This is a genomic window from Nocardia farcinica (assembly GCF_001182745.1).
Taxonomy (GTDB): domain Bacteria; phylum Actinomycetota; class Actinomycetes; order Mycobacteriales; family Mycobacteriaceae; genus Nocardia; species Nocardia farcinica.
Map to the genome: position 1 here is coordinate 65,873 of NZ_LN868939.1, position 25,012 is coordinate 90,884.

Below are 25,012 nucleotides of genomic sequence, written 5' to 3' on the forward strand. Positions count from 1 at the left end.
GCGACAGCTCGCCGGCCAGGGCTCTCACATCCGATGGCGTCGTCACCCGCCAAACGATACGGGAACCGCCGGCGTCGCTGCGCACGATCTGTCCCGCTACGCTGGGGTGGTGACCCCGAACGTGCCGCAGATCCCGCCGCGGCTGACCGACCCGCGGCCCGTGCTCGCCGTCGGCAGCCTGCTGTGGCTGGTCGCGCTGGTCGTGGTCTGGGTCGGCGGCCCGCGGTGGGAGGCCGCTCGCCCGGTGTGCGTCATGGGCCTGGTCGTCGGCCTGATCGGCCTGGTGATCTTCCTGATTCAACGCCGCGCCGCCCGGCGCGGGGACAAGGGCGCCCAGACCGGGCTCTGAGCGCTCACGCGATGTCGAATTCGTCGGTGACGCCGGTGACCGGATGCCTGCTGCCGTCGGGGGCGAGCCGACCGGCGAAGTGCACGAACCGGTATCGGCCCGGTGCGGCGTCGGCGGGAATGTCCCAGGTGAACCGGGCGATCGAGGTGGCCGTGCCGGTCTTGCGCCAGTGGAAGCGGACCGCCCACTCCCCCTCGTTGGCCACGCGCACCCAGCCGTCCGCCGTCCGGCGCTGCACCTCGAGGAAGGTGCCGTTGCGGCGCGTGTCGTGTTTCGGGTGGGCCGAGACGAACTCGGCCACCACCTGCTCGCCCGCGCGTAGCCGGGCGCGGGCTGGACGAGCACGTCGCCGAAGGTCAGGTCGGGCAGGGCGGTGTCCGGTCCGGGTGCGGGCACCAGATTCGGTTGCAGGTGGGACACGTCGCGCGGGGCCGGGCCGCGCGCGACCGTGCCGTCGGTGGCCAAAGCCGTTGCCAGCCGGGTGAATTCCTGCTGATAGGCGGGCAGTGTGTAGCGGCCGAACAGCGTCGAGCCGCCCTCGTACTGCTGGGCGTCGTACTCCTCGGGCGTGGTGACGTACTGGTGGTAGGCATTGGCGTAGCCCTGGAGCAGCACCTGCTCGAGGTCGACACCGAGCGCGGCGGCGACCGCGCGGCGCACCCGCAACCCCGCCACGATGGTGAACTCACCGCCCGCGGCCGCCAGGTACAGCTCGCCGATGCGCACCAGCTGGATCGGCACCACGTTCGGCACCCACGGCACCGGCGGCAGCAGTCCGAGCGGGGCGGCGATGACCTTGGGGGCCTGGGCATCCGCCAGCCAGGACGGTGCGGGGCGACGGGGGTCGCCGAGCGCGTCGATCAATGGATTGCGCACGCCCTCGGGGATGGGCGCGCCGGGCAGCCCGGGACCGTCCTCCACACTGCCCGCGATCAGCGAGACGCCCGCGGCGGCGGGCGCGGTGCGCCGCGGCTGCCCGTCCGGGGTGAACCGGCCGTCGACGGCGATGTCGGCCAGGTCGATGTAGCACAGCAGCGACTGGACCGGCCCGCGCACCGGAGCGGCCTGGGCCAGTGCGGCTTTCGAGGCCGCGTGCTGGCGTTCGCCGATGATCCGGGTGTTGGCGAACTCGTCGTCGGTGGGCCCGGAACCGGGGCGCAGGTTCAGGTTCGGTGACATGTCGCCCGCGTTGGTCTGGGCGAAGGCGGCGATGAATTCCGGTGCGCCGTCGAGGTATCGCACGCCGTGCTCGATGTGCTCGTGCGCGAAGGCGGCATAGCCCTTGTTGTCGGAGCTGATCAGCCGGTTCTGATTGGTCATCGAGGTGTTGTGGGTGGCGAACCAGGTGATCGCCCCGACCTCCCTGCCGCCCTTGCGGATCGACAGTGCGGTGACCGCCGGATCGATGGCGCCGGGGAAGTGCGCCCGGTCCTCGGCCGGATTGCGTTCGAACGCCACCCGGGAGCGGTTGACGCTCGCGTCGTGCAGTTCGGCCCGGCCGAGCGCGAGGGTGGCCGGGGAGAGATCCTCGTGCGCGGCGACGATCGCCTCGACGATCCCCTGCACCTCGGCGTCGTAGACCTGCTGCTGGAAGCCGAGCACCGACAGGTTGTAGGCGTAGTCGTGGCTGGCGCCGCCGCAGGTGGCGTGCGAGTGGGTGGAGGTGAGCAGCACGTTCTGCTCGGTGTAGCGGTCGCCGAAGCGACGGGCCAGTTCCAGCAGCACGCCGCGGTGCACCGACTGGACGATCATCCCGTTCTCCGCGACCGCGAACACCACCCTGGCCGCACCCGCCTCGAAGACGAACGCGCGGGCCCGCGGCCGCAGGTGGATGCCCGCGGTGTCCTGGCCGAACTGCGAGTAGCCCATCATGCCGCACTCAGCGGCGGGACCGGTGATGTCGGAGATGCCGAGCCCGACCCGGTATCCGGAATCGGGTGCGGCGAGCGCGGGCGCGGCGGCGACGCCCTGGCCGACCGTGCCGACCGTCCCGGCCGTGGCAAGCGCGACCGTGCCGACCGCGCTGCGCGCCAGCAGGGTTCGGCGGTCCAGTCCCGCGCGCTGTTCGCCCTCGATCGTCCTGGTCATCCGGCCTCCCTCCAGCCATCCGGTCATTCAGGCAGCGAACCACACAACTGGACGCTCGTCCAGTGCCGGAATCCAGCGGGGAGAATTGACTGTGCGCGTCACGAGCGCTTAACTCGCTGGGGTGTCCTCCCGATTGAGCGTCGAAGAACGACGGGCCCACCTTATCGAGGCGGCCATCGGCCTCGCCGAGAAAAAGGGCGTCGCGGGCGTGACCACGCGCGATGTCGCGCAGGCGGCCGGCGTTTCGCTCGGAGTTGTGCACTACTGCTTCGAGAACAAGGACGCGCTGATGACCGAGCTGGTCAAAGCGCTGTCCATGGAATTGCGCGATTCCGTGGACGCCGACGAAACGGTGTGGCAGGACGTCGGAAGCGGAAAAGATGCGCTTCAGAAATTGGTTCGTGCCGGACTGGAACTGATGTGGTTGAACATCGAAGCCACCCCGGAACGCCAACTGCTCACCTACGAAACCACCACCTACGCCCTGCGCGAAGGTGAGCAGACCCCGGCGAAACTGGCCATCGCCCGGGAGCAGTACACCTTCAACGATTCCACCGTCGCCGACATCCTCGACCACGCGCGCGACGCGACCGGCACGCAGTGGTCGGTGCCCGTGCAGACGTTGAGCCGGTTCACCCTCAACGTGATCGACGGCCTGGTGCTGCGCTGGCTGGTCGACAACGACAGCGCCGCCGTGCGCGACCAGCTCGACCTCCTGGCCGAAATGGTCGCGGGGTACGCCGCCTGACCCGACCGCGCGCTCAGCCCAGGAGTTCGGGCGCCCGCACGTGCGTGGTCGTGCCCGTCCGCCACCACGGCACCTCGACCGTGCCGCGTACCGCGCCGTCCAGCCGGACCCGCAACTCCTCGTGCAGGACGAGATCGCCGTCCGCGGGGGCGGTCAGCGTTTCGCGCAGCACCACGGCGAGCGGTTCGGCCGCCCAGGTGGTGCGCCTGCCCTCGCCGAGCACCTCGGCCGTCACCGCCTCGGAGACCAGCGGGAGGTCCAACAGCGCGGCCAGCGAGTCGGCGGTGTCCGCGGCTCCGGCGACGAGCCGGTTCGGCGCCACCGCCAGGCCGAACCAGGGCGCGTCGAGCACCATCGCGTCGGCGGGATCGACGGCCGCGCCGGACAGGGCCCGCACCCGCTCGGGCGGTTCCAGGTCGCTCACCTCGAGCCGGCCGGCCTGCACGGCGGCGGCCAGCCTGCGGTGGGCGGCCGCGACGACGCCCGGCTCGGGGCTGCGATCCGGGTCGGCGAGGGCGGCGAGCAGCGCCTCGGCGAGATCGAGGTCCAGCGCTTCCGGATCGGCCAGGACCGGGCGCAGGGCGGCGAGTTCGGCCGGATCGAAGCCCGCGGCCGGGAAGTCGGGCAGCAGACCGGTGAATTCGGGATCGGCCGGATGCCGATGGTGGCCCAGCGGAATGCCGTCGAGGTGGGCGTGCCTGCGCAGCCACCAGGGTGTGTAGCCGCGGGGATCGGCCAGCAGGGGCCGGGTGCGCGGGTCGGCGGCCAACAGCCGCAGGGCGCGCGGCCAGGCGCGGTCGTCGATCAGGTCCAGGTCGCGAACCGCGACGAGGGTCGGCGGATCCTCGTCGAGCGAGGCCCACCAGGTCTCCTCGTCGTCGAGGTGGTGGTCCGGGCCGGTCGGGTCGGTCTCGGTGACGAGGGTGAAGTCCCAGCCGACCCCCACCGCGCGCAACGCCTCGGCGCCGTAGGCCTCGACCATCGCCGGGGCGACCGTCCCGAACGGCGCGTCGGCGACGAGCAGGTCCCGCAGCGGGGCGTCCGGCAGCAGCAACTCGTCGGCGGGCAGTGTGCCGCCGCTGTCGTCGGGCAGTTCCAGCATGCCGAGCCAGCCGGGCCTGGCCTCCGGCGCGACGTTCGGCGCCAGCCGCAGCACGGCGTCGACGGTGTCCTCGTCGTCGGGGCGGTCCTCGAGCTCGGCGCGCAGGGCCGGGTCGGTGAGCAGGTCCGCGGCCGTCGCCGACCGCGCGCCCAGCCGCGACAGCAGCGGATGCGCCGCCTCCGGATGCACCAGCCGCGCCCAGTGCAGTGGCACGACCTCCGCGAGCTGGTCGTCCAGCAGGACCGTGCGCGGGCCGGTGACCAGCCTGCCGTCGGCCAGCGGCACCGCCAGCGCCCCGAGTTCCTCGGCCGCGAGCGGATCCACCACGAAGGGCTCCAGCGCCGCGTAGAACTCCCGCCACCACGACGGCGAACGCTCCAGGCCCGCCGACAACTCCGCCAACCTGGCCAAGCCGAGGCGGTGGACGTCCAGCACCGCCAGCTGTTCGAGGTAGCGGGGGGTGGACAGCTCCGGCGGGACGAGCGGACCGGTCAGCTCACCGAGCACCGACGCGAGATCGGCGGTGAGGCCGGGCAGGACGCTCGCGCGGGTGGGGACGGCGACGCCGTGCCGGCCGGAGCGCGGCGAACCGTCGGGGCCCGGCTCGGGTCCGGTGATCCCCCGGTAGGCGAGGTCGGGGGCGAATCCGCCGGACGGAAGGACGTCCTCGGCGCGGCGCGATCGCGCTGTCTCGGGCGCGCCGAGGACGGGCAGCCAGGCGCGCGTGCGCAATTCGTGCAGCAGCGCCTCCCGGATCAGGCTGTCGGCTTCGCTGCGGGCGAAGCCGGGGGCAGGCACCAGGACGAGGCGGTCGAGTTCGGGGAGGGCGCGGGCGAAATCGGCGTAGCCCTCGGCGAGTTCGCGCACGCGGGCGCCGGGCAGCAGGCGACGGCGGTCCGGCTGCATGGGGATGTCGGCGATCAGCAGGGCGGGCAGCGAGAGTTCCTCGTCCGAGCGGGTCGGGGCGCGCAGCACGTCCGGGGTCGCGGGGACCGGACGGCCGTCACGAACCGGCAGGAGCCAGCGCGCTCGGCGGGTTCGGAACTGCCACCACCGGCTCTCCCCCTCCGGGCCCGCGATCCGAACGTCCTCGATCCCGCCCGCGCCGTCGCGATCACCGGGCAATGCCACGGGAGCCGACCGGACGGTGAATTTTTCTGCGCCGATGTGTATTTCGCGCAGATCGGGGAGCTCCAGCAGGAGGTCGACGGCTTCGGCGCGCATGGCGGACAGCAGGGCGGCGGCATCCACGCCGGGGCGGAGCCGGAGCACGACCTCGGTGTCGGCGTCCGGGGCGGGTGGCGTGGCGGCGGGCCAGGCCAGGCGCAGCACCGGGGGCGCGGTGATCGTCGCGGTGATGCCGGACTCGCGGAGGGCGGCCCGGGTACGGTCGAGGGAGAAGTGCAGACCGCCGTGCCGGGAGCGCACTTCGATCTCGTCGCTCACCGAACGGACGGCGGTGAAACCGACGCCGAAGCGGCCGACCGCGGTGCCGGTCTTGCCGGAGGCACGCAGGGCGGTGAGCGCGTGCACACCCGAAAGATCCAGCGGTGCACCGGTGTTGGCGATGTGCAGCTCGGCGCCGTCGATCCGGACCCACACGGCGCCTGGCACGCCGGCCCGGGCGGCGGCGTCGGCGGCGTTCTGCGCCAGCTCGGTGAGCAGCCGGTCGCGGTAGCCCGCGCGCACCAGATCCGCTTCGGTGGCGGCGTCCTCCCGCAACCGGGTCGGGGAATCCCGCCACGCCGCGAGCACGCCCGCGCGCAGCCCCGCCGTCCCGAACGGATCCGCCGAGCCGCTCAGCTCTGCGCCGATGACGACGCCTCCGGCCGCACCGCGCCCGGCGCCTCGCCCCCGAGCGCGATGCGCGGCGCCGAATCCTCGTCCACCGGATCGGCGGGCGCAGCGGCTTCCTCGCTCGGTGCGGGGTCGGCGGCGACGTCGCCCGAACCGCCTTCGGAGCCAGGCGCTTCCGATTCGCCGGCGGCCGTGGCAGCCACCGCGCCGACGCGGGCGGAGGCGCCTGCGGCCGTCGTGTCCCCGGACGCGGCCTGCGTGCCACCGGACTCCCCCGCGTCCCCGCGCAGTTCCTCGACCGGGATGACGTCGACGGCCGCGTCGTCGTACGCCTCGTATCGGGGCGATCCGTCGCCGGTGGGCAGTTCGACGTCGGAATGCGCGCCGCAGCCGTATTCGACGTGGACCACGTGCCCGTCGGCACCCATCGCGTTGCCGCACACGCCGAAGGCGGCGCGCAGCGAACCGGCCAGCGGCAGGTAGAAGCCGCAGGTGCCGCAGGTGGCGGGCGCCGCCTTGGCCATCTCGGTGTCGGGGCCGTGCTCGGCGTACCAGCGCTCGGCGGCTTCGAGGCGGCCCTCGAGGCTCATCACCTTGGTGCGGCCGAGGCCGACCTCGCGGGCGAGCTCGTCGATCTCCGGATCGCCGTTGGCGACGTAGCCGGGCACCAGGCGCGGGTCGTCGGCGGGCGGGGCCAGCAGGTCGCCGGGGGCGAGGTCGCCCGGGCGGATGCGCTGCTCCCACGGCACGAATTCGGGTGCGACCAGTGCCTCGGGGCCGGGCAGCAGCGCCGACTCGCTCACCGTGGCATGCGCGGCGCCGGGCGGCGCGGCCACGACCACCGCCCACTGCCAGCCGCGATAGCCGGGCAGGGTGGCTTCGAAACGGTGGGTCGCGGCCGTCTCGTCCTCGGCCGTGACGCCGAGGTAGGCGCCGACCGCGTCCGGTTCCAGCTCCACGAGCGCACGGCGAGCCAGGTCAACGGCATCGGCCAGGACGGGCCGCACGTCGGGCTCGGAAACAGAAACTGCGCTCACGGCCTACATTTTGCCGTATGGAACGCAATCGGCGTTCGTCGGCCGTCGCGGTGCTGGTCGGCGCGCTCGTCGCGGCCGGATGTGGCCGGCCCGCCGACCCCGCACCCCGGCTGCGGATCGAGGTGGTCGCCACCCGGCCGCACGATCGGACCGCCTTCACCCAGGGCCTCGAGGTCGCCGACGGCGTGCTCTACGAGGGCACCGGGCTCACCGGCCGCTCGTTCGTGCGCGCCACCGACCTGGCCACCGGCGCGGAACTGGCGCGGGCGGACGTGCCCGGCGAGTACTTCGGCGAGGGGATCACCAAGGCCGGCGCGACGCTGTGGCAGCTCACCTGGCGCGACGGGGTGGCCTTCGCCCGGGACCCGGCCACGCTGCGGGTGCTGCGCGAGGTCCGCTACGAGGGCGAGGGCTGGGGACTGTGCACGCGCGGCGACCGGCTGGTGATGAGCGACGGCAGCGACACGCTCACCTTCCGCGACCCGGAGACCTTCGCCGTCACCGGCACCCGCACGCTGCGCGACCGGCGCGGCGCCCGGCTCAACGAACTGGACTGCGCCCCCGACGGTTCGGTCTACGCCAACGACTATCCGAGCAACCGCATCCTGCGCATCGATCCCGACACCGGCGAGGTCACCGGGGTGGCCGACACCGGCGGCCTGCTCACCCGCGCCGAACGCGCCGACGCCGACGTGCCCAACGGCATCGCCGCGCTACCCGGCACCGACCGGTTCCTGCTGACCGGCAAGTACTGGCCGACGATGTTCGAGGTCCGCTTCGTTCCCGAGTGAGGGTGGGTTCGCTCACCTTCGCGCGCCACGACGAGCGCGGGTGAACCGCCGACCGCGTTGTACGCCAGAATTGAGGGGTGACTACTCCGCGCGATCCCTACGGTCCCGAGCGTGGTCCGTGGGATGACGAGGAGACGCCGCCGATCGAACGGCATCCCGGCTACGACCGGTATCCCCCGCCCAACGCGCCCACGCGGCGCCGCAGGCCGTTGCCGCCGCTGGACCCCGACCGCTACACCGCGCCGCCGCCCTTGCGCCCGCTCGGGAAACGGGGTGGACCACCGGAACACGACCCGGGGACTCGGGGATCGACGAGCCGGGTCGACAAGCCGGTGCGGCGGACCTCCCCCCAGCTTCCGCCACCCACCGCTGCCGTGGACGAGCAGGCCGAGACCGGCCCCGGCGCGCCGCGCATGCCGCGCAAGCTGACCGTCACCAGGGTCGCCGCGATGCGCTCGCGTCAGCTCACCGAGAAAGGCATCGCCACCTTCCAGCGCGCCGCCAAGGCCGACGGTGCCGACAAGTCCGGGCTCACCGCGCTGACCTACGCGACGATGGCGAACTTCGCCCTCGACGCCGCCATCGCCGTCGCGCTGGCCAACACCCTGTTCTTCGCCAGCGCGACCGCGGAATCGAAATCGAAGGTCGCGCTGTATCTGCTCATCACCATCGCGCCGTTCGCCGTCATCGCACCGCTCATCGGCCCGTTGCTCGACCGGTTGCAGCGGGGCCGCAGGCTGGCACTGGCCACCTCCTTCGCTGTGCGCGCGGTGCTGGCCGTGGTGTTGATCCTGGAGTTCGACACCTGGGCGCTGTATCCGCTGGCGCTGTGCATGATGATCGGCAGCAAGTCGTTCTCCGTCCTCAAGAGCGCGGTCACACCCCGGGTGCTGCCACCGGAGATCGATCTGGTCCGCACCAACTCCCGGTTGACGGTCTTCGGCCTGGTCGGCGGCACCATGGGGGCGGGCGCGGTGGCGGCCCTGGTGGCGGCGTTGGCCGGGTCGACCGGCGCGCTGGTACTGGCCGGGTTGATCGCCGCGGGCGGCGCCTATCTGAGCCTGCGCATTCCACGCTGGGTGGAGGTGACCGAGGGCGAGGTGCCCGCGACCCTGACCTATCGCGGCGACGACACCCGCACCGAGGTGCTGGCGCCCGGTGCGGAATCGGCGGTGCCGCCGCGCAAGCGCCGCCAGCCGCTGGGCCGGGCGGTGGTGTCCGGGTTGTGGGGCAACGGCACGATCCGCGTGCTCACCGGCTTCCTCACCTTCTACGTGGCCTTCGTCGCCAAGGCCACCGAGCACCGTCCGTTGCAGCAGGCCACCATGCTCGGCGTGGTGGGCGCGGCCGCGGCGATCGGCAATTTCACCGGCAACGCCACCGGCGCCCGCATCCCGCTGGGCAGGCCCTCGGTGATCGTCATCGGCTGCACGTCGGCCTGCGCGGCCGTCGCGCTGTTCGCGGTGTTCACCGACAACCTGCTCGGCGCGGCGGTGGCGGCGCTGGTGGCGGCCGCGGCGAGCGCGCTGGCGAAGGTCTCGCTGGACGCCTCCATCCAGGACGACCTGCCGCCGGAGTCGATCGCCTCCGGGTTCGGCCGGTCGGAGACGGTGCTACAGCTGAGCTGGGTGATCGGCGGCGCGGCGGGGGTGCTGCTGCCGACCGACTACTGGAAGGGCTTCGCGGTGGTGTCGGGAATACTCGTGCTGGGGCTGATCCAGACATTCCTCAGCTACCGCGGCCACAGCCTGCTGCCCGGCCTCGGCGGCAATCGGCCCCAGCACGCCGAACAAGAAGTCCCGGCGGCGCACACCGCGCGCGGGCAGACCACGACCAGCCGACCAGCGACGGGAGATCCGATCCGTGAGTGAGCCGAGCAGCTCCAGCCGACCGACCGAACCGGGGACGCGCTCGTGAGCCGCGGCCGGGGACGCCTGATCGCCGCGCTGGTGGGCGCGGGCCTGTTGCTGCTCGTCGCGGTGGTGGCGGGCACGGTGGCGCTGGCGGTGCGCGACGCGCCCGACCACGATCCCGAGATCACCGCCTACGCGCACGGCCGGGCGGTGACCGTGCCGCCCTACCAGTTCTGCGACCTGCGCCTGCTCGACGAGGAGCGGCTGGAGATGTCGAACTGCAGGCAGGGCGAGCCGGTCGAGCTGGAGGTGCCGCCCGGCTACCCGTTGCAGCTGTCGCTGCCGCGCGACATCGCCGACGCGCCGTGGCTGGCCTACCTGGTCTACGCGCTGCCCGACGACACCACCGTCACCGAGGTGATCAGCCACAAGGACCACCCGAAGGGCACGCCCGCGCTGACCATCGATTCCCAGCCCGCGCCGGAACTGCGTCTGGTGGGTGTGGAGATCCAGCTACCGGTGCCCGCGATCGACGAGTTCGGCCGCGAGACCACCGTCCCGCACGCGTCCTGGAGCATCAGCACCCAGCCGCGCGCGGGCGAGGCCGGCGATCAGTGATCCAGCTCCCGCGCGACGGCGCGCACGACCTCGGAAATGGTGCGCGCCGTCTTGCGGTCGGGGTAGCGACCCTTGCGCAGGTCCGGCTGCACCTTCGTCTCGAGCAGGGTGATCATGTCCTCGACCATGCCGTGTAGCTCGTCGGGCGTGCGGCGCGGGCCGGAGGGCTCCTTGCGGCCCCGGTCCTGGCCCTGCCGCAGCGACGGCGGCGCCTCGATGAGCTTGAGGCTCAGCGCCTGCGGGCCGCGACGGCCCGCGGCCATTCCGAACTCGACGCGCTGCCCCGGCTTGAGCCCTTCGACCCCTTCGGGGAGCGCCGAGGAGCGGACGTAGACGTCCTCACCCTCGTCCTGGGAAAGGAAGCCGAAGCCCTTTTCGACGTCGTACCACTTAACCCTGCCGGTCGGCACTGCGCTCACCCGTTCATCGTTCGACACTCGAACCCATCTGGTCCGAGCACATCCGTCTGCTCGAAGCCACCGCGCGAGAGCCGCGCGGGACAACTTCGGCCAGTTTGCAAAAGAACGCGCCCCACAAGCGGTGCAGGACGCGATCGGTGTCGAGTCTACCCCGGTGGCGATACGCCGAGCACATCAGTTTTACGGTGCTGCGGTGACGAACTCTCGACAGTCGGCCACCTGGTTGCTCAAGCTGGCGCTCACCCTGTTCACCGTCGGCCTGGTGGCGATCATCGCGATCTTCCTGACCCCGATCCTCACCGACGGCGAGCCGGGCCTGTGGCTGTATCTGACGGCCATGCTGACCCCGCTGGGTTTCCTCTGCGCGATCGTGTTCGCGCTGTGGTCGGGCCGCCGCGCCCGCTGAAGGCCGCCCTCCGGGATACCCGCGCGGTGATCGTTACCGATCGTATTGTGATCCTCCTCACATAACGGCGAGGTAACGGCGCGGGCACGGCGGCGCAAGGCCCGCCAGACCCCACTTCTAGCTGCGCAGACGCCCTCCGTGAGCGTCCGATAACGCCCTGAGACCGGTCCGTACACGCCGGTTACCAAATAGTGATTTTTCGCGGCGATCGTCGTACGGTCTATCCCAGCCGGGGACACCCGGCACCACCGGCCCGCCGCACCGAACCTCGCCCCGCGGGTACCGGACCCCGACGGAGCCAGGGGCGAGGGCGGGACGGACGACCTCTCAGTCCGAACCCGAGCGAATCCTCGCAGGTGCGTACGAGAGGAAGACACCCGATATGAGTGGACGCCATCGCAAGCCGACCTCCACCGGGCGCACCGTTGCGAAGGTCGCCGTCACCGGCGCGATCTTCGGCACCGCCAGTGCCGCCCTCGCCGGAAACGCCAGCGCGGCTCCCGACTCCGACTGGGATCGCCTCGCGCAGTGTGAAGCAGGCGGCAACTGGGCCATCAACACCGGCAACGGTTACCACGGCGGCCTGCAGTTCTCGCCGAGCACCTGGACCGCCCACGGCGGCCAGCAGTACGCACCCACCGCCAACCAGGCCACCCGCGAAGAGCAGATCGCGGTCGCCGAGAAGGTGCTCGCCTCGCAGGGCTGGGGCGCCTGGCCGTCCTGCTCGGCCGCGCTCGGCCTGAAGAGCAGCGCCACCCCGCGTGAGGTGCCCAGCGCCCCCGAGACCCCGCGCTGGAACCCCGCGCAGCCCGCACCGCAGGCCGTGCCCGACGCCAACCAGGAACTGTTCCAGGCCGTCGACCGCGCCATCGCCACCGTGCAGCAGCAGGGCGTGCAGATCCCGCAGCCCGCGCTGGACTTCTTCAACGCCGCCAAGGCCAACAACGTGCAGCTCGACCCGCACGTGGTCAACTTCTTCGAGGCGAACAAGGGCCTGCTGCCCTCGTAATCCTCCCCCGAACACGAATCAGGCCCCCGCCTTTCGAGGCGGGGGCCTGATTCGTATCCGCGACACGCGCCCCGGATCAGCGGTTGATCACCGTGTAGGGGTGCCGGTACGGCAACTGCTCGGCGGGCACCGGGAATTCGGTGTCCTCCCCGAAGGGTGAGAGATTGCCTGCCCGGCTGGCGGCAAGCTCGGTGACCGCATGGTCCCCGTCCGCCACCTTCGGCCAACCGTTGTCCACATAGGGCTTCTTCGATTTGTTCACCACAAGGTCATTCTGACATGGGCAGAATCCGCCGCGCCGCCGGAGCGCGACCGAGCGGGTCGTAGGCTGGTCAGGATGAGCGCGACCGATTCACTGGCGGGATGGCTGGGATCCCGGAGCGATGCCCGACTGGTGGCGCTGCTGCAGCTGCGGCCGGATCTGGCGGTGCCGTTGCCCTCCTCGATGACGGTGCTGGCGGCCAGGGCCGAACAGCGCGCGTCGGTGTTGCGGGCGACCGAGGAGCTGGACACCCTCGACTTCGCGATCATCGAGAGCCTGGCCGTGCACGGCACCCGGCAAGCCCCCGGCGACGGCACCCCGCTCACCCGTAAGGCGCTGCACGCGCACCTGAAAGGACGGGCGACGAAGGCGGCGGTGGATGCCGCGCTCGAACGCCTCACCGACCGCGCCCTGGTGTGGACCGACGGCGAGGCCCTGCACCTGGTGCCCGCCGCGGCCGAGGCGCTGCCGTGGCCGATGGGCAGTGCCACCGAACTCTCCGACGCGCTCACCGAGCCCGAGGTGCACGCCGCGCTGGCCGAGATCACCCCGCCCGAGCGCGCGCTGCTGGACAAGCTGGCCACCACCGGTCCGCGCGGGCGCACCCGCGATGCCGCGCCCGACGCGCCCACGGACCGCCCGGTGCCGCGGCTGCTGGCGCGCGGGCTGCTGCGCCGGGTGGACGACGAGACCGTCGAGCTGCCCGTCACGGTCGGGCAGCTCCTGCGCCGGGAACCGGTCACCGCGCCGAGCGTGCTCACCCCGCCGAAGCCGCCGTCGACCAAGTACACTCCCGCCGAGGTCAACGCGGTGGCCGCCGGCGAGGTCGGCGAGCTGCTGCGGCACTGCGCCGACATCCTGGCCGCGCTGAGCGAGTCGCCCGCGCCCGCACTCCGGGCGGGCGGTCTCGGGGTGCGGGAACTGCGCCGCATCGCCAAGCAGACCGGCATCGACGAGACCCGCGCCGGATTGCTGGTCGAGGTGCTGGCCGCGGCGAAACTGATCGAGAAGGGCATCCCCGAGCCGCCCCCGGACATCGATTCCGTGGACGACTTCTGGGCGCCGACCCCGGCGTCGGACGGCTGGCTGGAAAGCCCGCCCGCCCGGCGCTGGACGGTGCTGGCGATGGTCTGGCTGGATCTGGACCGGATGCCGTGGATGATCGGCATGCGCGACACCAACGACAAGCCGCTGGCGGCCCTGTCGGTGGAGTTACGGGTGCCGCACGCGCCGCGCGACCGCAGGGCGATTCTCGGGCTGCTGGCCGAGCAACCGACGGGCACCGCGCTCGATCCTGCGGATCTGGGCCGGGTGCTGGCCTGGCGGCAGCCGCGGCGGCGCAGGCAGTTCCGACGCGAGGCGGTCGAGCACACCCTCGCCGAGGCGGCAGCGCTCGGCTTGCTCGGCCGTGGCGCGCTCGCCTCCCCCGCCCGTGCCCTGCTGCACGGCGCGGCCACCAGCGCCGCCGACGCCGAGGCCGAGATGGCGGCGGCACTGCCCGAGCCGGTGGACCACGTGCTGGTGCAGGCCGACCTGACGGTGGTCGCGCCCGGCCCGCTGGTGCCCGAGCTGGCCCAGCGCATCGCCCTGGTCGCCGACGTCGAATCTGCGGGCGCGGCAACCGTCTACCGCATCGGCGAGAGTTCGGTGCGGCGCGCGCTCGACGCCGGGTTGACGGCCGCGGAACTGCACGCGCTGTTCGCCACCCATTCGCGCACGCCCGTACCGCAGGCGCTGACCTACCTGATCGATGACGTCGCCCGCCGCCACGGCCAGCTGCGGGCGGGCATGGCGCAGTCGTTCGTGCGCAGCGACGATCCGGCGCTGCTGGCCCAGGTGCTGTCCGCACCGGTGGCGGGCGTGCTCGCACTGCGGGCCGTCGCGCCGACGGTCGCCATCTCCCAGGCCCCGCTCGGCGAGGTGCTCGAACAACTGCGCGCCGCGGGTTTCGCACCGGCGGGCGAGGATTCGGCGGGCGGGATCGTCGACCTGCGCCCGCGCGGTGCCCGCATCGCGACCCGGCCGAACGCGCGGCAGAGCTACCGGCCGAATCCGCCCACCACCGAACAACTCGAACTGCTGGTGGCCGAACTGCGCGCGGGCGAGCGCGCGGCGAGTGCCCGCGCGGCCCGGTCGGTGCGCACCGACGGCACCAGGACGAGCACGGCCGCCACACTCGCGCTGCTGCAGTTGGCGGCGCGGGTGCGGCGGCCGGTGAACATCGGCTACGTCGACGCGCAGGGCGTCGCGTCCCAGCGGGTGGTCGAGCCGTTGAAGGTCGGCAACGGCCAGCTCGACGCGCTCGATCCGGTGACCGGCACGGTCCGGCACTTCACGTTGCACCGGATCGCGTCGGTCGCCCTGCTGGAGTGACTCGTGCGCCGGATCGCCTCAGGCGCTGGAGTGTCTCAGGCGTTCGGCTTGCCGAGGCAGAACAGGGTCTTGGGGTCGGAGACGACGAGGAATTCGTCGCCGCTCTCGCAGAGCAGTTCGTCGGTCTGGCCGTCGATGCGCTGCAACACCTTGAAGGTCGCCTCGGTCGACGAGCAGTCCACCCACATGTACGGCGAGGTGCTGACGTCGTTGTAGCAGTTGTCCTGCGCGAAGTTCGGGGCCAGGCACATGAAGGTGGTGCCGCCGCTGGGCAGCTGCTCGGTGTAGCTGGTGTACTCGTTCGACGCGCACTGGGTGGCCTCGTCGAAGGTCTGGTGCACCTTGTACACGGCCTTGGGCGAGGAGCAGTCGATGGGCTCGCCTTCGGTGGCCGTCGGTGAGTTGTCGGTGATGTTGATGCAGTCACCGACCTTCGTCTTGGCGACGTCGGATTTCGTCGCGTCATCGATCACCGAACAGCCGCTCATCGCCACCGCGAGGGCGGCCGCCGCCAGGAGGGCGAGCACGAGCCGTGCCAGCAGCCTCGTTCCTGGGAACTTCACGTGGAAACCTCTCTCACCGAAAGCGTTCACGCTGGTCGTGAACGCGGAGTGAGGATACCCTGACCCCGGCCCGGCCTCAGATGCTCAGTCCGTACATCCCCAGCAGGGACAGGCCGAGCACGCGCGGAAGCAGCTGGCCGAGCAATTGGTATCCGAAGTAATCCACTGACAAAGCCTTTCGCAGAACGTCCACTATGTGGACGTATGTCCAATTCTTGGACTGTGTCGTCGCCCGGAGCCGGGTCGTTACGCTTGGCAAGTATGACGCTCGAAGACGTCGCCGTCGACTTGTACGGGATCGACCCGTCCGAGTTCGTCGCCGCCCGCGCCGAGCGGGTCGCCGCGGCCAAGAAGGCGGGCGACAAGCAGCTCGCCGCCGCCATCGGCAAGCTGCGCAAGCCCACCGTCACCGCCTGGACGGTGAATCTGCTGGCCAGGACGGTTCCCGACGAGGTGAACGCGCTGCTCGCCCTCGGGGACGCACTGCGCAAGGCGCAGCGGGAACTGTCCGGCGACCAGCTGCGCGCCCTCACCGCACAGCGCCAGCAGGTGGTCTCCGCGCTGGCCCGCCGCGCCGGTGCCATCGCCGAGGAGCACGGAAAGTCCGTGGGCGAGAACGTTCTTCGCGAGGTCACCCAGACCCTGACCGCGGCACTGGCCGATGCCGAGGTCGCCGAGCAGGTACGCAGCGGCACGCTCGCCACCGCCGCCAGCTACGAGGGTTTCGGCCCGGCGGGCCCGGAGCTGGTGGCGCTGGACGGGGGCGCGTCCCCGAAGACCGAGCGCCGCACCGGTTCTCGCGACCGCGAGCCCGCGCGCCGCGACACCGGGAGCGAGGGCGGCACCCGGGCCGAGCGGAAGGCGCGCGACGCGCAGCGCAAGGCGCGCGAGGCCGAGGAAGCCGCGCGGCGCGAACTCGACGAGGCCCGCCAGGAACTCGACGACGCGCTCGAGGCCGTGGAATCCGCCCGCACCGCACTGGATTCGGCCAAAGCCGAGGCCGAGCAGGCCGCGCGCACGCTGGCCGACGACGAGGCCAGGATCGAGGAACTGCGCGCCGAACTCGAACGCGCCGAACAGCAGCGACAGTTCGCCCGCACCGCCGATCGCGCCGCGCAGGACGAACTCCGCACCGCCCAGCGGCAATTCGATCGGGTCGAGCGCTGGGCGCGGCGGGCGCGCGCCCGCGTGGAGGACCTGTCCTAGCCGTGCCCGACCGTGGTCGGCGCACCGGTCCGCTCAGCGGTCCGGCGTGCCCAGCGTCCCCGGATAGAGGTATTCCGCCGGTGGCGGCGCGGTGTCGTTCAGCCAGGCGGTGAAGAAGCCGGTCAGGTCGGTGGCGCTCTTCGACTGCAGGAAGGTGCGCAGTTCCGGCATGGACGCGTTGCCGTAGGCGTGGGTGGCGAGGAATTCGCGCAGCGCGGGGAAGAACACCTCGTCCCCGAGCTGTCTGCGCAGCGCGTGCAGGAACAGCGGCCCGCGATAGTAGACCGAGGTGAATTCCCGCCCCGCGCCGGGATTCTCCAGGGGGATCTCCCAGAATCGTGGAGTGTCGTGGAACTCGGCGACGGTCTCGCGATAGCGGGCGTCCACGTCCACGCCGTCCATCCGCTCCGGCCACAGATAGTCGGCGGTGTAGCTGGCGAAGCACTCGTTGAGACAGATGTCCGACCAGGACCGCACCGACACCGAATCGCCCCACCACTGGTGTGCGATCTCGTGCACCACCGTGGCCAGGTCGGTCCACGGCGCGTACACCGGACGGGTCTGGGTCTCCAGCGAGAACGACAGGTCGGCGTCGACGTAGATGCCGCCCGCCGCGTCGAACGGGTAGGGCCCGAACAGTTCCTCGGTGAAATCGAGGATCTCCGGCAGCCGCTGCTCGGTCGCCCGGTTGCGCTCGGCCGCCGGGGCGAACGCGCTCAGAATCGGGGTGCCGTTCGCACGGGCCTGTTCCAGGAACGAGAACCGGTCGATCGCGATCGTGGTGAGGTAGCCGATCACCGGGTACGCGGATGCCCAGCCGACCGTGCGTGACCCGTCCCGGACGGTGTTCTCGGTGCGCACTCCGTTCGACACCACCTCCCACTCGGCGGGGACGGTGGCGTGCAACGCGAAGGTGGCCTTGTCGCGCGGCGTGTCGTTGAGCGGGTACCAGGTGCTCGCCGAATGCGGCTGGCCCGCGGCGAACGCACCGCCGCTCGGCGTGAGCGTCCACCCCGCGCCCGCGGTGTCGGCGGCCGGTCCGGCGTAGTGCACGGTCACGGTGAACGGGAGGCCGGGCAGCAACGGCAGCAGTGGCGTGACGGTCAGTTCGTGCTCGCCGTGCCGCTCGAAGGCCGCGGGCTGGTTGTTCACCGTCACCGCATCGACCGGCGGACCGCTGTAGTCGAGGTTGAAGGCGCGCAGTAGCTGGGTGGCGACCGCGTCGATGCGGGCGGTGCCGTCGAGCCACCGGCTGGGCGGGTCGTAGCCGATGCGCACGTCGTAGTGGCGCACGTCGTAGCCGCCGTTGCCGTCGAGCGGATAGTAGGGGTCGTCCAGCCCGGGCGCCCCGACGAACGGATCGGCCCCGGCCGGGGCCGCGCCCGTACCCGTCAGCACCAGCCCCAGCGTCGCGACACCCGCGAGAACCGCCCAGCGCACCCGCCACCACCCCTTCCGACCGTGCCCCGCGCCGGTGCGGTCGCACCGGCTCGACCAGCACGGTAGCGGGTTCACTTCGCGGTACCGGTCAACGCCACCGACGCGCCGAGGCCGACGATCATCGCTCCCCCCGCGCCGCCGACAGCTTCCAGCCGGCGCGGCGAGCGCGCGAACCAGGACCGCGCCGAGGCCGCCAGCAACGCCCAGGCGCTGTCGGAGACCAGTGCGATCGTCAGGAACACCGCGCCGAGGATCAGGAACTGAACCGGCAGCGAACCCGCGGGATCGGCGAACTGCGGCAGCACGGCCGAGAAGAACACGATGGCTTTGGGATTGGTCACCCCGACGAGCACGCTCTGGCGGAACACCCGCGCATCGGGGCAGGCCGCGACCGGCGCGCCGAGCGCGGTGTGCAGCGCCTTGCGCTCACGAATGGCCTGCACGCCCAGGTGGATCAGGTAGAGCGCGCCCGCGATCTTCACCACCGTCAGCGCGACCGCCGAGGCGGCCAGCACGGTGCCGAGCCCGACCGCGACGACCAGCAGGCACACCAGCACGCCCGCGGCGTGCCCGACCACCGACACCAGCGCGGCACGGCGGCCGAGGGCCAGTGCCCGGCCGATCGCGAACAGCACGCCCGGACCGGGGATCACCACGATGAGGGTGGCCGCCGCCGTGAAGGCCAGGAGGTTCGCCACGGGCACCATCTGCCCATGATGCCGCACCGGCGGCGGTCAGGAACCGAGGTCGGGCAGATACCGGTTGTCCAGCAGCAGGCGCTTGGCCGCGGTGCGGCGCACCCGTTCGGCGAGATCCAGGTTTTCGGTGAGCAGCCGCCATTCGACTTCGGTGATGGCGGCGCGGGCCCTGTCGATCACCGCGGGGTCCCTGGTGGCCCAGGCGATCGGCATCGCGCTGACCGACTGCCTGCGCTCCCCCACCCGGCGCGGCGCGCCGTCGGTGCGCACGGTCACGGCGGGCACCCGCTCCCCGCGCCGCTTCGCGTGCCCCGGCAACTCGCGGACCTTGCGGGTGACCAGGGCGTAGCGCGGATCGGCCGCGTCCGGCCCGGAGACGTCGACCAGCGCCAACAGCACCAGGGCGCGCGGGCGGGTCTGCGAGACCACCGCGGGCACGAGTTCCCCCTCGGCGTAGAGCCGTTCGATGCCGAACCGGTGCGGCGCCCACAGCGCCACCCACAGCGCCGTGACCGCGCACAGGGCGAAGGCCACGGCCAGCAGGTAGGACCACGGGTGGTCGAGCCGGATCAGACCGGCGGTGATCAGCGCCGCCGCGATCGCGGTGGCGATCGCGAGCACGCGCCTGCGACGCATGGCGGCGAGCACTTCGTTCACCGCGTGTGCATGTCCGCGGTCCACCGCGAATTCGAAGCGTCGCACGTACCCTTCCTAGCACACGTTGCGGAGGATTTGCCTCCGCTTATCCGATGGCGGGGCCGAGCAAATCGTCGGCATCGGTGATGCGGTAGGCGTAGCCCTGTTCGGCGAGGAAACGCTGGCGATGCGCGGCGTATTCGGCGTCGAGCGTGTCGCGGGCGACCACCGAGTAGAAGTGCGCCTGACCGCCGTCGTGCTTGGGCCGCAACAGCCGGCCCAGGCGCTGCGCCTCTTCCTGCCGGGAACCGAAGGTGCCCGAAACCTGCACGGCCACCGAGGCTTCCGGCAGGTCGATGGAGAAGTTGGCCACCTTGCTCACCACCAGCACCGGGATCTCGCCGCGCCGGAAGGCGTCGAAGAGCGCCTCGCGCTCCTTGTTCTTCGTCGACCCCTGGATCACCGGAGCGTCCAGCGCCGCGCCCAGTTCCTCGAGCTGCTCGAGATAGGCGCCGATCACCAGGGTGGGCGCATCCGGATGCTTGGCCAGAATCGACTCGACCACGGGGATCTTGGTGCGCGCGGTGGAGCACAGCTTGTACCGCTCCTCCGGCTCGGCGGTGGCGTAGGCCATGCGCTCGGCGTCGGTGAGGGTCACCCGCACCTCGATGCACTCCGCGGGCGCGATCCAGCCCTGCGCCTCGATGTCCTTCCACGGCGCGTCGTACCGCTTGGGCCCGATGAGGGAGAACACATCGCCCTCGCGACCGTCCTCCCGCACCAGGGTGGCGGTCAGGCCGAGCCTGCGCCGGGACTGCAGGTCGGCGGTCATCCGGAAGACCGGGGCGGGCAGCAGGTGCACCTCGTCGTAGATGACCAGGCCCCAGTCCCGGCTGTCGAACAGCTCCAGGTGCTTGTACTCGCCCTTGGTGCGGCGGGTGATCACCTGGTAGGTGGCGATGGTGACCGGGCGGATCTCCTTGCGTTCACCGGAGTACTCGCCGATCTCGTCCTCGGTGAGCGAGGTACGCGCCAGCAACTCGCGCCGCCACTGCCTGCCCGCGACGGTGTTGGTGACCAGGATCAGCGTGGTCGCCTTGGCCTTGGCCATGGCCGCCGCGCCGACCATCGTCTTGCCCGCGCCGCACGGCAACACCACCACGCCCGAGCCGCCCGCCCAGAACGAGTCGGCGGCCATCTCCTGGTAGTCGCGCAGCTTCCAGTGCCCGCCCTCGTAGTCCAGTTCGATCGGATGCGCTTCGCCGTCGACGTAACCGGCCAGGTCCTCGGCGGGCCAGCCGATCTTGAGCAGCATCTGCTTGATGCGGCCGCGTTCGGAGGGGTGCACGGCCACGGTGTCGTCATCGATGCGGGCGCCGAGCATCGGCGCGATCTTCTTGTGCCGCAGCACCTCTTCCAGCACCGCGCGATCCAGGCTGACCAGGGTCAACCCATGCGCGGGATGCTTGACCAGCTGCAACCGGCCGTAGCGGGCCATCGTGTCGACGATGTCGACCAGCAGCGGCTGCGGCACCGCGTAGCGGGAGTAGCTGACCAGCGCGTCGACCACCTGCTCGGCGTCGTGCCCGGCCGCGCGCGCGTTCCACAGCGCCAGCGGCGTGATGCGGTAGGTGTGCACGTGCTCGGGGGCGCGCTCGAGCTCGGCGAACGGCGCGATCGCCTGCCGGGCCATATCGGCCGACTCGTGGTCGACCTCGAGCAGCAGGGTCTTGTCGCTCTGCACGATCAGCGGACCGTCGGTCACAGTCTCTCCTCGTCGTCGGCACGCCGGGCAGGGTCGGCCCGCGCACTCGTGATTCGCCGCCCATTGTCCCCGACCCCACCGACAGGCCCCGCGGCACACTCTCCCCTCTCCAGCGTCCGACGTGCGCGTTTTGTTCCGCGGGCCAGAGATGCGCGGGCCAGAGATGCGCGAGCCGGGATGCTCGGTCCAGACATGCGCGGGCCGGGAATGCGCGGTCCAGCGATGTCCGACTGGACCGAGACGGGCACCACCGGGCCGGGCCAGGATCGAGACATGATCGAGAGTGCGGCGGTGCTCGGTGTCGCGGCGGCGGCGCTGGCGATGGTCCTCACGCCGGGACCGAACATGATGTACCTGGTGTCGCGGACCGTGGCGCAGGGCAGGCGGGCCGGGCTGGTGTCGCTCGGCGGTGTCGCGGCGGGATTCGCGGTCTATCTCGCGGCCGCCACCGCCGGCCTGACCGCCGTCTTCGCCCTGGTGCCCGGCCTGTACCTGGCGGTGAAGCTGGCCGGCGCGGCCTACCTGCTGTGGCTGGCGTGGCGGGCGCTGCGTCCCGGCGGCGCCTCGGTGTTCGAGCCCGCCGACCTGCCCGCCGACCCGGCCCGCAGGCTGTTCACCATGGGCCTGGTCACCAACCTGCTCAATCCCAAGATCGCCGTGATGTACATGGCGCTCATCCCGCAGTTCGTGGTGCCCGCCCGCGGTCATCTCTGGTTGCAGAGCCTGAGCCTGGGCGCCGTCCAGATCACCGTCGCCCTGGCCGTCAACGCCCTCATCGTCCTCGGCGCAGGCACCCTCGTGGCCTTCCTCACCCGCCGCCCCGCCTGGCTGCGCACCCAGCGCTACCTGATGGGCACCGCCCTGGCCGGCGTCGCCGTCGCCCTCGTCACCGACCGCACCCGCCCGACCCCCGCATAACACCGGTCCGGGCACCGCCGCGAGCCCACCCGCGGCGGTGCCCGGACCGCGGCTGTCGACGCGCGACGTCGCGCGTTACCGGACCTACCGCCCGCGACTGCCGTCGATCGCTCCCGACGGCGCCGAGCCCGGCACCTGATCCCGATCAGGCGGGGGCGGCGAGGCGGTAGGTGAGCATGGCGAACTGGCCGACGGTGGTGGACTTGGTCAGGGTGAGGCGGTCGGCGAGGATGCGGCGGGGCAGGAGGGGTGCGCCCGCGCCGAGGGTGACGGGGGCGTAGGCGAGGATCAGTTCGTCGAGCAGACCCGCGTCGGCGAACTGGCCCGCCAGATCCCCGCCGCCGACCACCCAGATGTTGGCCCCGCCCGCGGCCTCGCGCATGCGCTCGTGGACGGGCCGCACGTCCTCGGCGACGAAATGCAGGTTCGCGCCGGGAACGCGCGGCAGCTCGCGGTGGGTGAACACCCAGCAGGGCGTGTCACCGTAGCTCTTCACCCAGTTCTCCGGCGCGTCGTTGGCCAGGATCCATTCGTAGGTGGTGGCGCCCATGCACATCGCACCGACCCCGGCGAAGAACGTCTCGGTCTCGGCCTCGGCGTCCCCCGCACCCGGCACGGCGAACAGCCAGCTCAGCGAATTGTCCGAATCGGCGAGGAAGCCGTCGAGGGTGGTGGCGGTGTAGAACTGCGTCGTCGTCATGCAGCGATCGTCGCAGCAAAACCTGACAACGAGCGGCAAGGTTTTCAGCCGACTCGCGCGCCCGCCCGCAGCCGCCGCACGCCCTCGTCGAGGGTCCGGTCCTGCTTGCAGAAGGTGAAGCGCACCAGGTGGTTCCAGGCGGCGGTGTCGTCGGCGAACACACTCACCGGCACCGCCGCCACCCCCAGCGTGCCGGGCAGGGCGCGGCAGAACGCGAGTCCGTCGGCGGTGCCGAGCGGGGTGACGTCGGCGCACACGAAGTACCCGCCCCCGCTCGCGCGCACCCCGAAGCCGGTCTCGGCCAGCGCCGCCGACAGCCGGATCCGCTTGTCCGACAGCGATTCCCGCATCCGGGCCACCCACTCCTGCTCCTCGGTGAGCGCATGCGCGACGGCGGGCTGGAACGGTCCGCCGCCGACGAAGGTGAGGAACTGTTTGGCGGCCAGCACGGCATCCACCAGGTAGGCGGGCGCGCAGACCCAGCCGATCTTCCAGCCGGTCACGTTGAAGGTCTTGGCCGCGCTGCTGACCACGATGGTGCGCTCGGCCATGCCGGGCAGCGTGGCCAGGCTGATGTGCTCGTTGTCGTCGTAGACCAGGTGCTCGTACACCTCGTCGGTGAGCACGAGCAGGTCGTGCTCGCGGGCCAGTTCGGCGATCGCCGTCAGGTCGGCGCGGCCGAGCACGGTGCCGGTCGGGTTGTGCGGGGAGTTGACCACGAGCATCCGGGTGCGCGGTGTGACGGCCGCGCGCAGGCTGTCGAGGTCGAGCACGAAGCGGTCGCCGTCGGCGACCAGGTGGGCGGTGCGGCGGTGGGCACCCGCCAGCGCGACGGCGGCGGCGTAGGAGTCGTAGTAGGGCTCGATGAGCACCACCTCCTGGCCGGGTTCGACCAGCCCGAGCAGGGCGGCGCTGATCGCCTCGGTCGCGCCGACCGTCACCAGCACCTCGGTGTCGGGGTCGTACTCGGTGCCGTAACGGCGGGCGCGGTCGGCCGCGATCGCCCGGCGCAGCACCGGCATGCCGCGGCCCGGCGGGTACTGGTTGACGCCGTCGGCGATGGCCTGCCGTGCCACCTCGAGCATCCCGGCGGGGCCGTCGGTGTCCGGGAAGCCCTGGCCGAGGTTCACCGCCTCGTGCCGGACCGCGAGTTCGGTCATCTCGGCGAAGATCGTGGAGGCGAAGGGGCGCAGGCGCTCGACCGTGGCGGGGCGTGAGGGCATATCCGGAGGGTAGTCGGGTTAGCCGGGCGATCGCCAAAGTTGCGAACAGATAGCGAAAGGCTATATTTCACATTCAATTTCGCGCTTCTACCTGCGCTGTTGTGGATTGACCGAGCGACAGCTAGCCTCTGCGTGTTCTACCTCACAACACAGCCGCCGCCCCGGCGGCGGTGCATCGAAAGGGGCGCACATGGCCGCCTATCTCGACCTGTTGCTGCATCCGGCCGCGTCGGAGGTCGCCGGAACGGTACTCGGTCTGGTTCGCGAAGTGGCGCACGATCTGATCGCGGGCACCGGTGACTGGTTCACCGGCTCCTCCACCGGAGACGCGGGCCTGGGCTCGTCCACCCCCGACGGCGGTGTCGGCTCCTCGACCGGTGACTGGTTCACCGGCTCGAGCTACCCGTGATCCTTCCCGAACGAGCCGGACGACGGTGCCGCACGGAGTTCTTCGTGCGGCACCGTCGCCGTTTCCCGGTCAGGACGGCCTCGCCCGCACCGCCAGCAGCGCACCACGCGTGCGGACCTCGGACCCGAAACCCGCCGCGGCCAGATGCTCGACGAGCCGGTCGGCGGACGGAACCGGGCCCTCCGACACCACGCCGTAGCCGTAACCGAGCAGCAGCGAACCACCTGGCGCGAGCAACGCGCGGATCAACGCGAGCTCGGCACTCGCCCGGGTGGTCCAGAACAGGTTGACGTTCACCGCGAGAATCCGGTCGAAACCCGCGGGCGCGTCGAAGTCGGCGCGGACCCGGCCGGCGTCGAGGGCACGGAAGTCGAGGTGCGCCACCGTGATCCGGCCCGACTCGATGGCGGCGGCGTACCTGCGGGCGGCGCGGTCGACCGCGCTGGCCGACCGATCGATGCCGACGACCCGCCCCCGAACCAGCCGCCGCGCCAGCTCCCCCAGCGAGGCCCCGGATCCGGGGCCGATCTCGAGCACCAGATCACCCTCGCCGAGGTCGAGCATCTCGGCGAACCAGCCGAACCGCTCGTCGCCCATCGCGC

The 25,012-nt window shown here is 71.9% G+C and carries 23 protein-coding genes and 1 pseudogene; 11 read left to right on the plus strand and 13 right to left on the minus strand.

What is annotated here, in order from left to right:
• The first annotated feature begins 109 nt into the window (after window positions 1-109).
• Window positions 110-349, plus strand: a complete 240-nt coding sequence (locus AMO33_RS31625) for a DUF2530 domain-containing protein (protein WP_062954269.1) — start codon at window positions 110-112, stop codon at window positions 347-349.
• 4 nt (window positions 350-353) lie between these two features.
• Here AMO33_RS31625 and AMO33_RS32625 read toward each other — a convergent pair.
• Window positions 354-2,437, minus strand: a pseudogene (locus tag AMO33_RS32625) (neutral/alkaline ceramidase).
• Between the two features lie 121 nt (window positions 2,438-2,558).
• Here AMO33_RS32625 and AMO33_RS17370 point away from each other — a divergent pair.
• Window positions 2,559-3,185 carry a TetR/AcrR family transcriptional regulator gene (locus AMO33_RS17370; protein WP_011207178.1) on the plus strand — a complete coding sequence of 209 codons (627 nt, stop codon included), beginning with the start codon at window positions 2,559-2,561 and terminating at the stop codon, window positions 3,183-3,185.
• Between the two features lie 13 nt (window positions 3,186-3,198).
• Here AMO33_RS17370 and AMO33_RS31100 read toward each other — a convergent pair whose 3' ends face one another.
• A complete protein-coding gene (locus tag AMO33_RS31100; RefSeq protein ID WP_107103127.1) occupies window positions 3,199-6,042 on the minus strand; it encodes a sacsin N-terminal ATP-binding-like domain-containing protein in 2,844 nt (947 codons plus the stop codon).
• 44 nt (window positions 6,043-6,086) lie between these two features.
• Entirely contained in the window at window positions 6,087-7,121 is a 1,035-nt protein-coding gene (locus AMO33_RS17380) for a DUF3027 domain-containing protein (RefSeq protein WP_060593597.1), read from the minus strand.
• 17 nt (window positions 7,122-7,138) lie between these two features.
• Between AMO33_RS17380 and AMO33_RS17385 the strand changes: the two genes are divergently transcribed.
• The 3 genes from AMO33_RS17385 (at window position 7,139) to AMO33_RS17395 (ending at window position 10,383) form a co-directional block, all read left to right on the plus strand.
• Window positions 7,139-7,912 (plus strand): glutaminyl-peptide cyclotransferase, encoded by a 774-nt coding sequence (locus AMO33_RS17385; protein ID WP_060593598.1) that lies wholly within the window; start codon window positions 7,139-7,141, stop codon window positions 7,910-7,912.
• A gap of 77 nt (window positions 7,913-7,989) precedes the next feature.
• Window positions 7,990-9,783: an MFS transporter gene (locus tag AMO33_RS17390; protein WP_060593599.1), complete on the plus strand. Its 1,794-nt coding sequence runs from the start codon at window positions 7,990-7,992 to the stop codon at window positions 9,781-9,783.
• A gap of 42 nt (window positions 9,784-9,825) precedes the next feature.
• Entirely contained in the window at window positions 9,826-10,383 is a 558-nt protein-coding gene (locus AMO33_RS17395; protein WP_011207172.1) for a DUF2771 domain-containing protein, read from the plus strand.
• Here AMO33_RS17395 and AMO33_RS17400 read toward each other — a convergent pair.
• Window positions 10,377-10,793: a cold-shock protein gene (locus AMO33_RS17400; RefSeq protein ID WP_011207171.1), complete on the minus strand. Its 417-nt coding sequence runs from the start codon at window positions 10,791-10,793 to the stop codon at window positions 10,377-10,379. The two genes, AMO33_RS17395 and AMO33_RS17400, sit on opposite strands and share 7 nt — an antisense overlap.
• A 202-nt stretch (window positions 10,794-10,995) precedes the next feature.
• Between AMO33_RS17400 and AMO33_RS17405 the strand changes: the two genes are divergently transcribed.
• Window positions 10,996-11,208, plus strand: coding sequence for a hypothetical protein (locus AMO33_RS17405; protein ID WP_041559821.1), 213 nt, complete (start codon window positions 10,996-10,998; stop codon window positions 11,206-11,208).
• A gap of 382 nt (window positions 11,209-11,590) precedes the next feature.
• Complete coding sequence (locus AMO33_RS17410; protein WP_060593600.1) at window positions 11,591-12,217, plus strand: resuscitation-promoting factor Rpf1 domain-containing protein; 627 nt, start codon at window positions 11,591-11,593, stop codon at window positions 12,215-12,217.
• Between the two features lie 76 nt (window positions 12,218-12,293).
• Here AMO33_RS17410 and AMO33_RS17415 read toward each other — a convergent pair whose 3' ends face one another.
• Entirely contained in the window at window positions 12,294-12,482 is a 189-nt protein-coding gene (locus AMO33_RS17415; protein ID WP_011207168.1) for a hypothetical protein, read from the minus strand.
• A 72-nt stretch (window positions 12,483-12,554) separates the two neighbouring features.
• On the opposite strand from AMO33_RS17415, the gene AMO33_RS17420 reads away from it, so the two are divergent.
• Window positions 12,555-14,852 carry a helicase-associated domain-containing protein gene (locus AMO33_RS17420; RefSeq protein ID WP_060593601.1) on the plus strand — a complete coding sequence of 766 codons (2,298 nt, stop codon included), beginning with the start codon at window positions 12,555-12,557 and terminating at the stop codon, window positions 14,850-14,852.
• 35 nt (window positions 14,853-14,887) lie between these two features.
• Here AMO33_RS17420 and AMO33_RS17425 read toward each other — a convergent pair whose 3' ends face one another.
• Window positions 14,888-15,415 (minus strand): LppU/SCO3897 family protein, encoded by a 528-nt coding sequence (locus tag AMO33_RS17425; protein WP_041559820.1) that lies wholly within the window; start codon window positions 15,413-15,415, stop codon window positions 14,888-14,890.
• Window positions 15,416-15,676: 261 nt separating this feature from the next.
• Here AMO33_RS17425 and AMO33_RS17430 point away from each other — a divergent pair, with 261 nt between their 5' ends.
• A complete protein-coding gene (locus AMO33_RS17430; RefSeq protein ID WP_060593603.1) occupies window positions 15,677-16,621 on the plus strand; it encodes a coiled-coil domain-containing protein in 945 nt (314 codons plus the stop codon).
• A gap of 33 nt (window positions 16,622-16,654) precedes the next feature.
• Here the strand turns inward: AMO33_RS17430 and AMO33_RS17435 are convergent, their stop codons facing one another.
• The 4 genes from AMO33_RS17435 to AMO33_RS17450 all read right to left on the minus strand — a co-directional run bounded on the left by AMO33_RS17435 (window position 16,655) and on the right by AMO33_RS17450 (window position 21,160).
• Entirely contained in the window at window positions 16,655-18,061 is a 1,407-nt protein-coding gene (locus tag AMO33_RS17435; RefSeq protein ID WP_060593604.1) for a M1 family metallopeptidase, read from the minus strand.
• Window positions 18,062-18,132: 71 nt separating this feature from the next.
• A complete protein-coding gene (locus AMO33_RS17440; protein WP_060593605.1) occupies window positions 18,133-18,768 on the minus strand; it encodes a LysE family translocator in 636 nt (211 codons plus the stop codon).
• 27 nt (window positions 18,769-18,795) lie between these two features.
• Window positions 18,796-19,461 carry a DUF3239 domain-containing protein gene (locus tag AMO33_RS17445; RefSeq protein WP_060593606.1) on the minus strand — a complete coding sequence of 222 codons (666 nt, stop codon included), beginning with the start codon at window positions 19,459-19,461 and terminating at the stop codon, window positions 18,796-18,798.
• A gap of 40 nt (window positions 19,462-19,501) precedes the next feature.
• Complete coding sequence (locus AMO33_RS17450; protein WP_060593607.1) at window positions 19,502-21,160, minus strand: DNA repair helicase XPB; 1,659 nt, start codon at window positions 21,158-21,160, stop codon at window positions 19,502-19,504.
• A 273-nt stretch (window positions 21,161-21,433) separates the two neighbouring features.
• On the opposite strand from AMO33_RS17450, the gene AMO33_RS17455 reads away from it, so the two are divergent.
• Window positions 21,434-22,078 carry a LysE family translocator gene (locus AMO33_RS17455; protein ID WP_060595022.1) on the plus strand — a complete coding sequence of 215 codons (645 nt, stop codon included), beginning with the start codon at window positions 21,434-21,436 and terminating at the stop codon, window positions 22,076-22,078.
• 145 nt (window positions 22,079-22,223) lie between these two features.
• Here AMO33_RS17455 and AMO33_RS17460 read toward each other — a convergent pair whose 3' ends face one another.
• A complete protein-coding gene (locus tag AMO33_RS17460; RefSeq protein WP_011207159.1) occupies window positions 22,224-22,778 on the minus strand; it encodes a dihydrofolate reductase family protein in 555 nt (184 codons plus the stop codon).
• Between the two features lie 44 nt (window positions 22,779-22,822).
• Window positions 22,823-24,001, minus strand: coding sequence for a pyridoxal phosphate-dependent aminotransferase (locus AMO33_RS17465; RefSeq protein WP_060593608.1), 1,179 nt, complete (start codon window positions 23,999-24,001; stop codon window positions 22,823-22,825).
• A 190-nt stretch (window positions 24,002-24,191) separates the two neighbouring features.
• Here AMO33_RS17465 and AMO33_RS17470 point away from each other — a divergent pair, with 190 nt between their 5' ends.
• Window positions 24,192-24,410 carry a hypothetical protein gene (locus AMO33_RS17470; RefSeq protein ID WP_011207157.1) on the plus strand — a complete coding sequence of 73 codons (219 nt, stop codon included), beginning with the start codon at window positions 24,192-24,194 and terminating at the stop codon, window positions 24,408-24,410.
• Window positions 24,411-24,479: 69 nt separating this feature from the next.
• On the opposite strand, the gene AMO33_RS17475 is transcribed toward AMO33_RS17470, so the two are convergent.
• The gene (locus AMO33_RS17475; protein WP_060593609.1) at window positions 24,480-25,007 is read right to left on the minus strand and encodes an SAM-dependent methyltransferase; all 528 of its coding nucleotides are present in this window, start codon (window positions 25,005-25,007) and stop codon (window positions 24,480-24,482) included.
• Window positions 25,008-25,012: the final 5 nt, after the last annotated feature.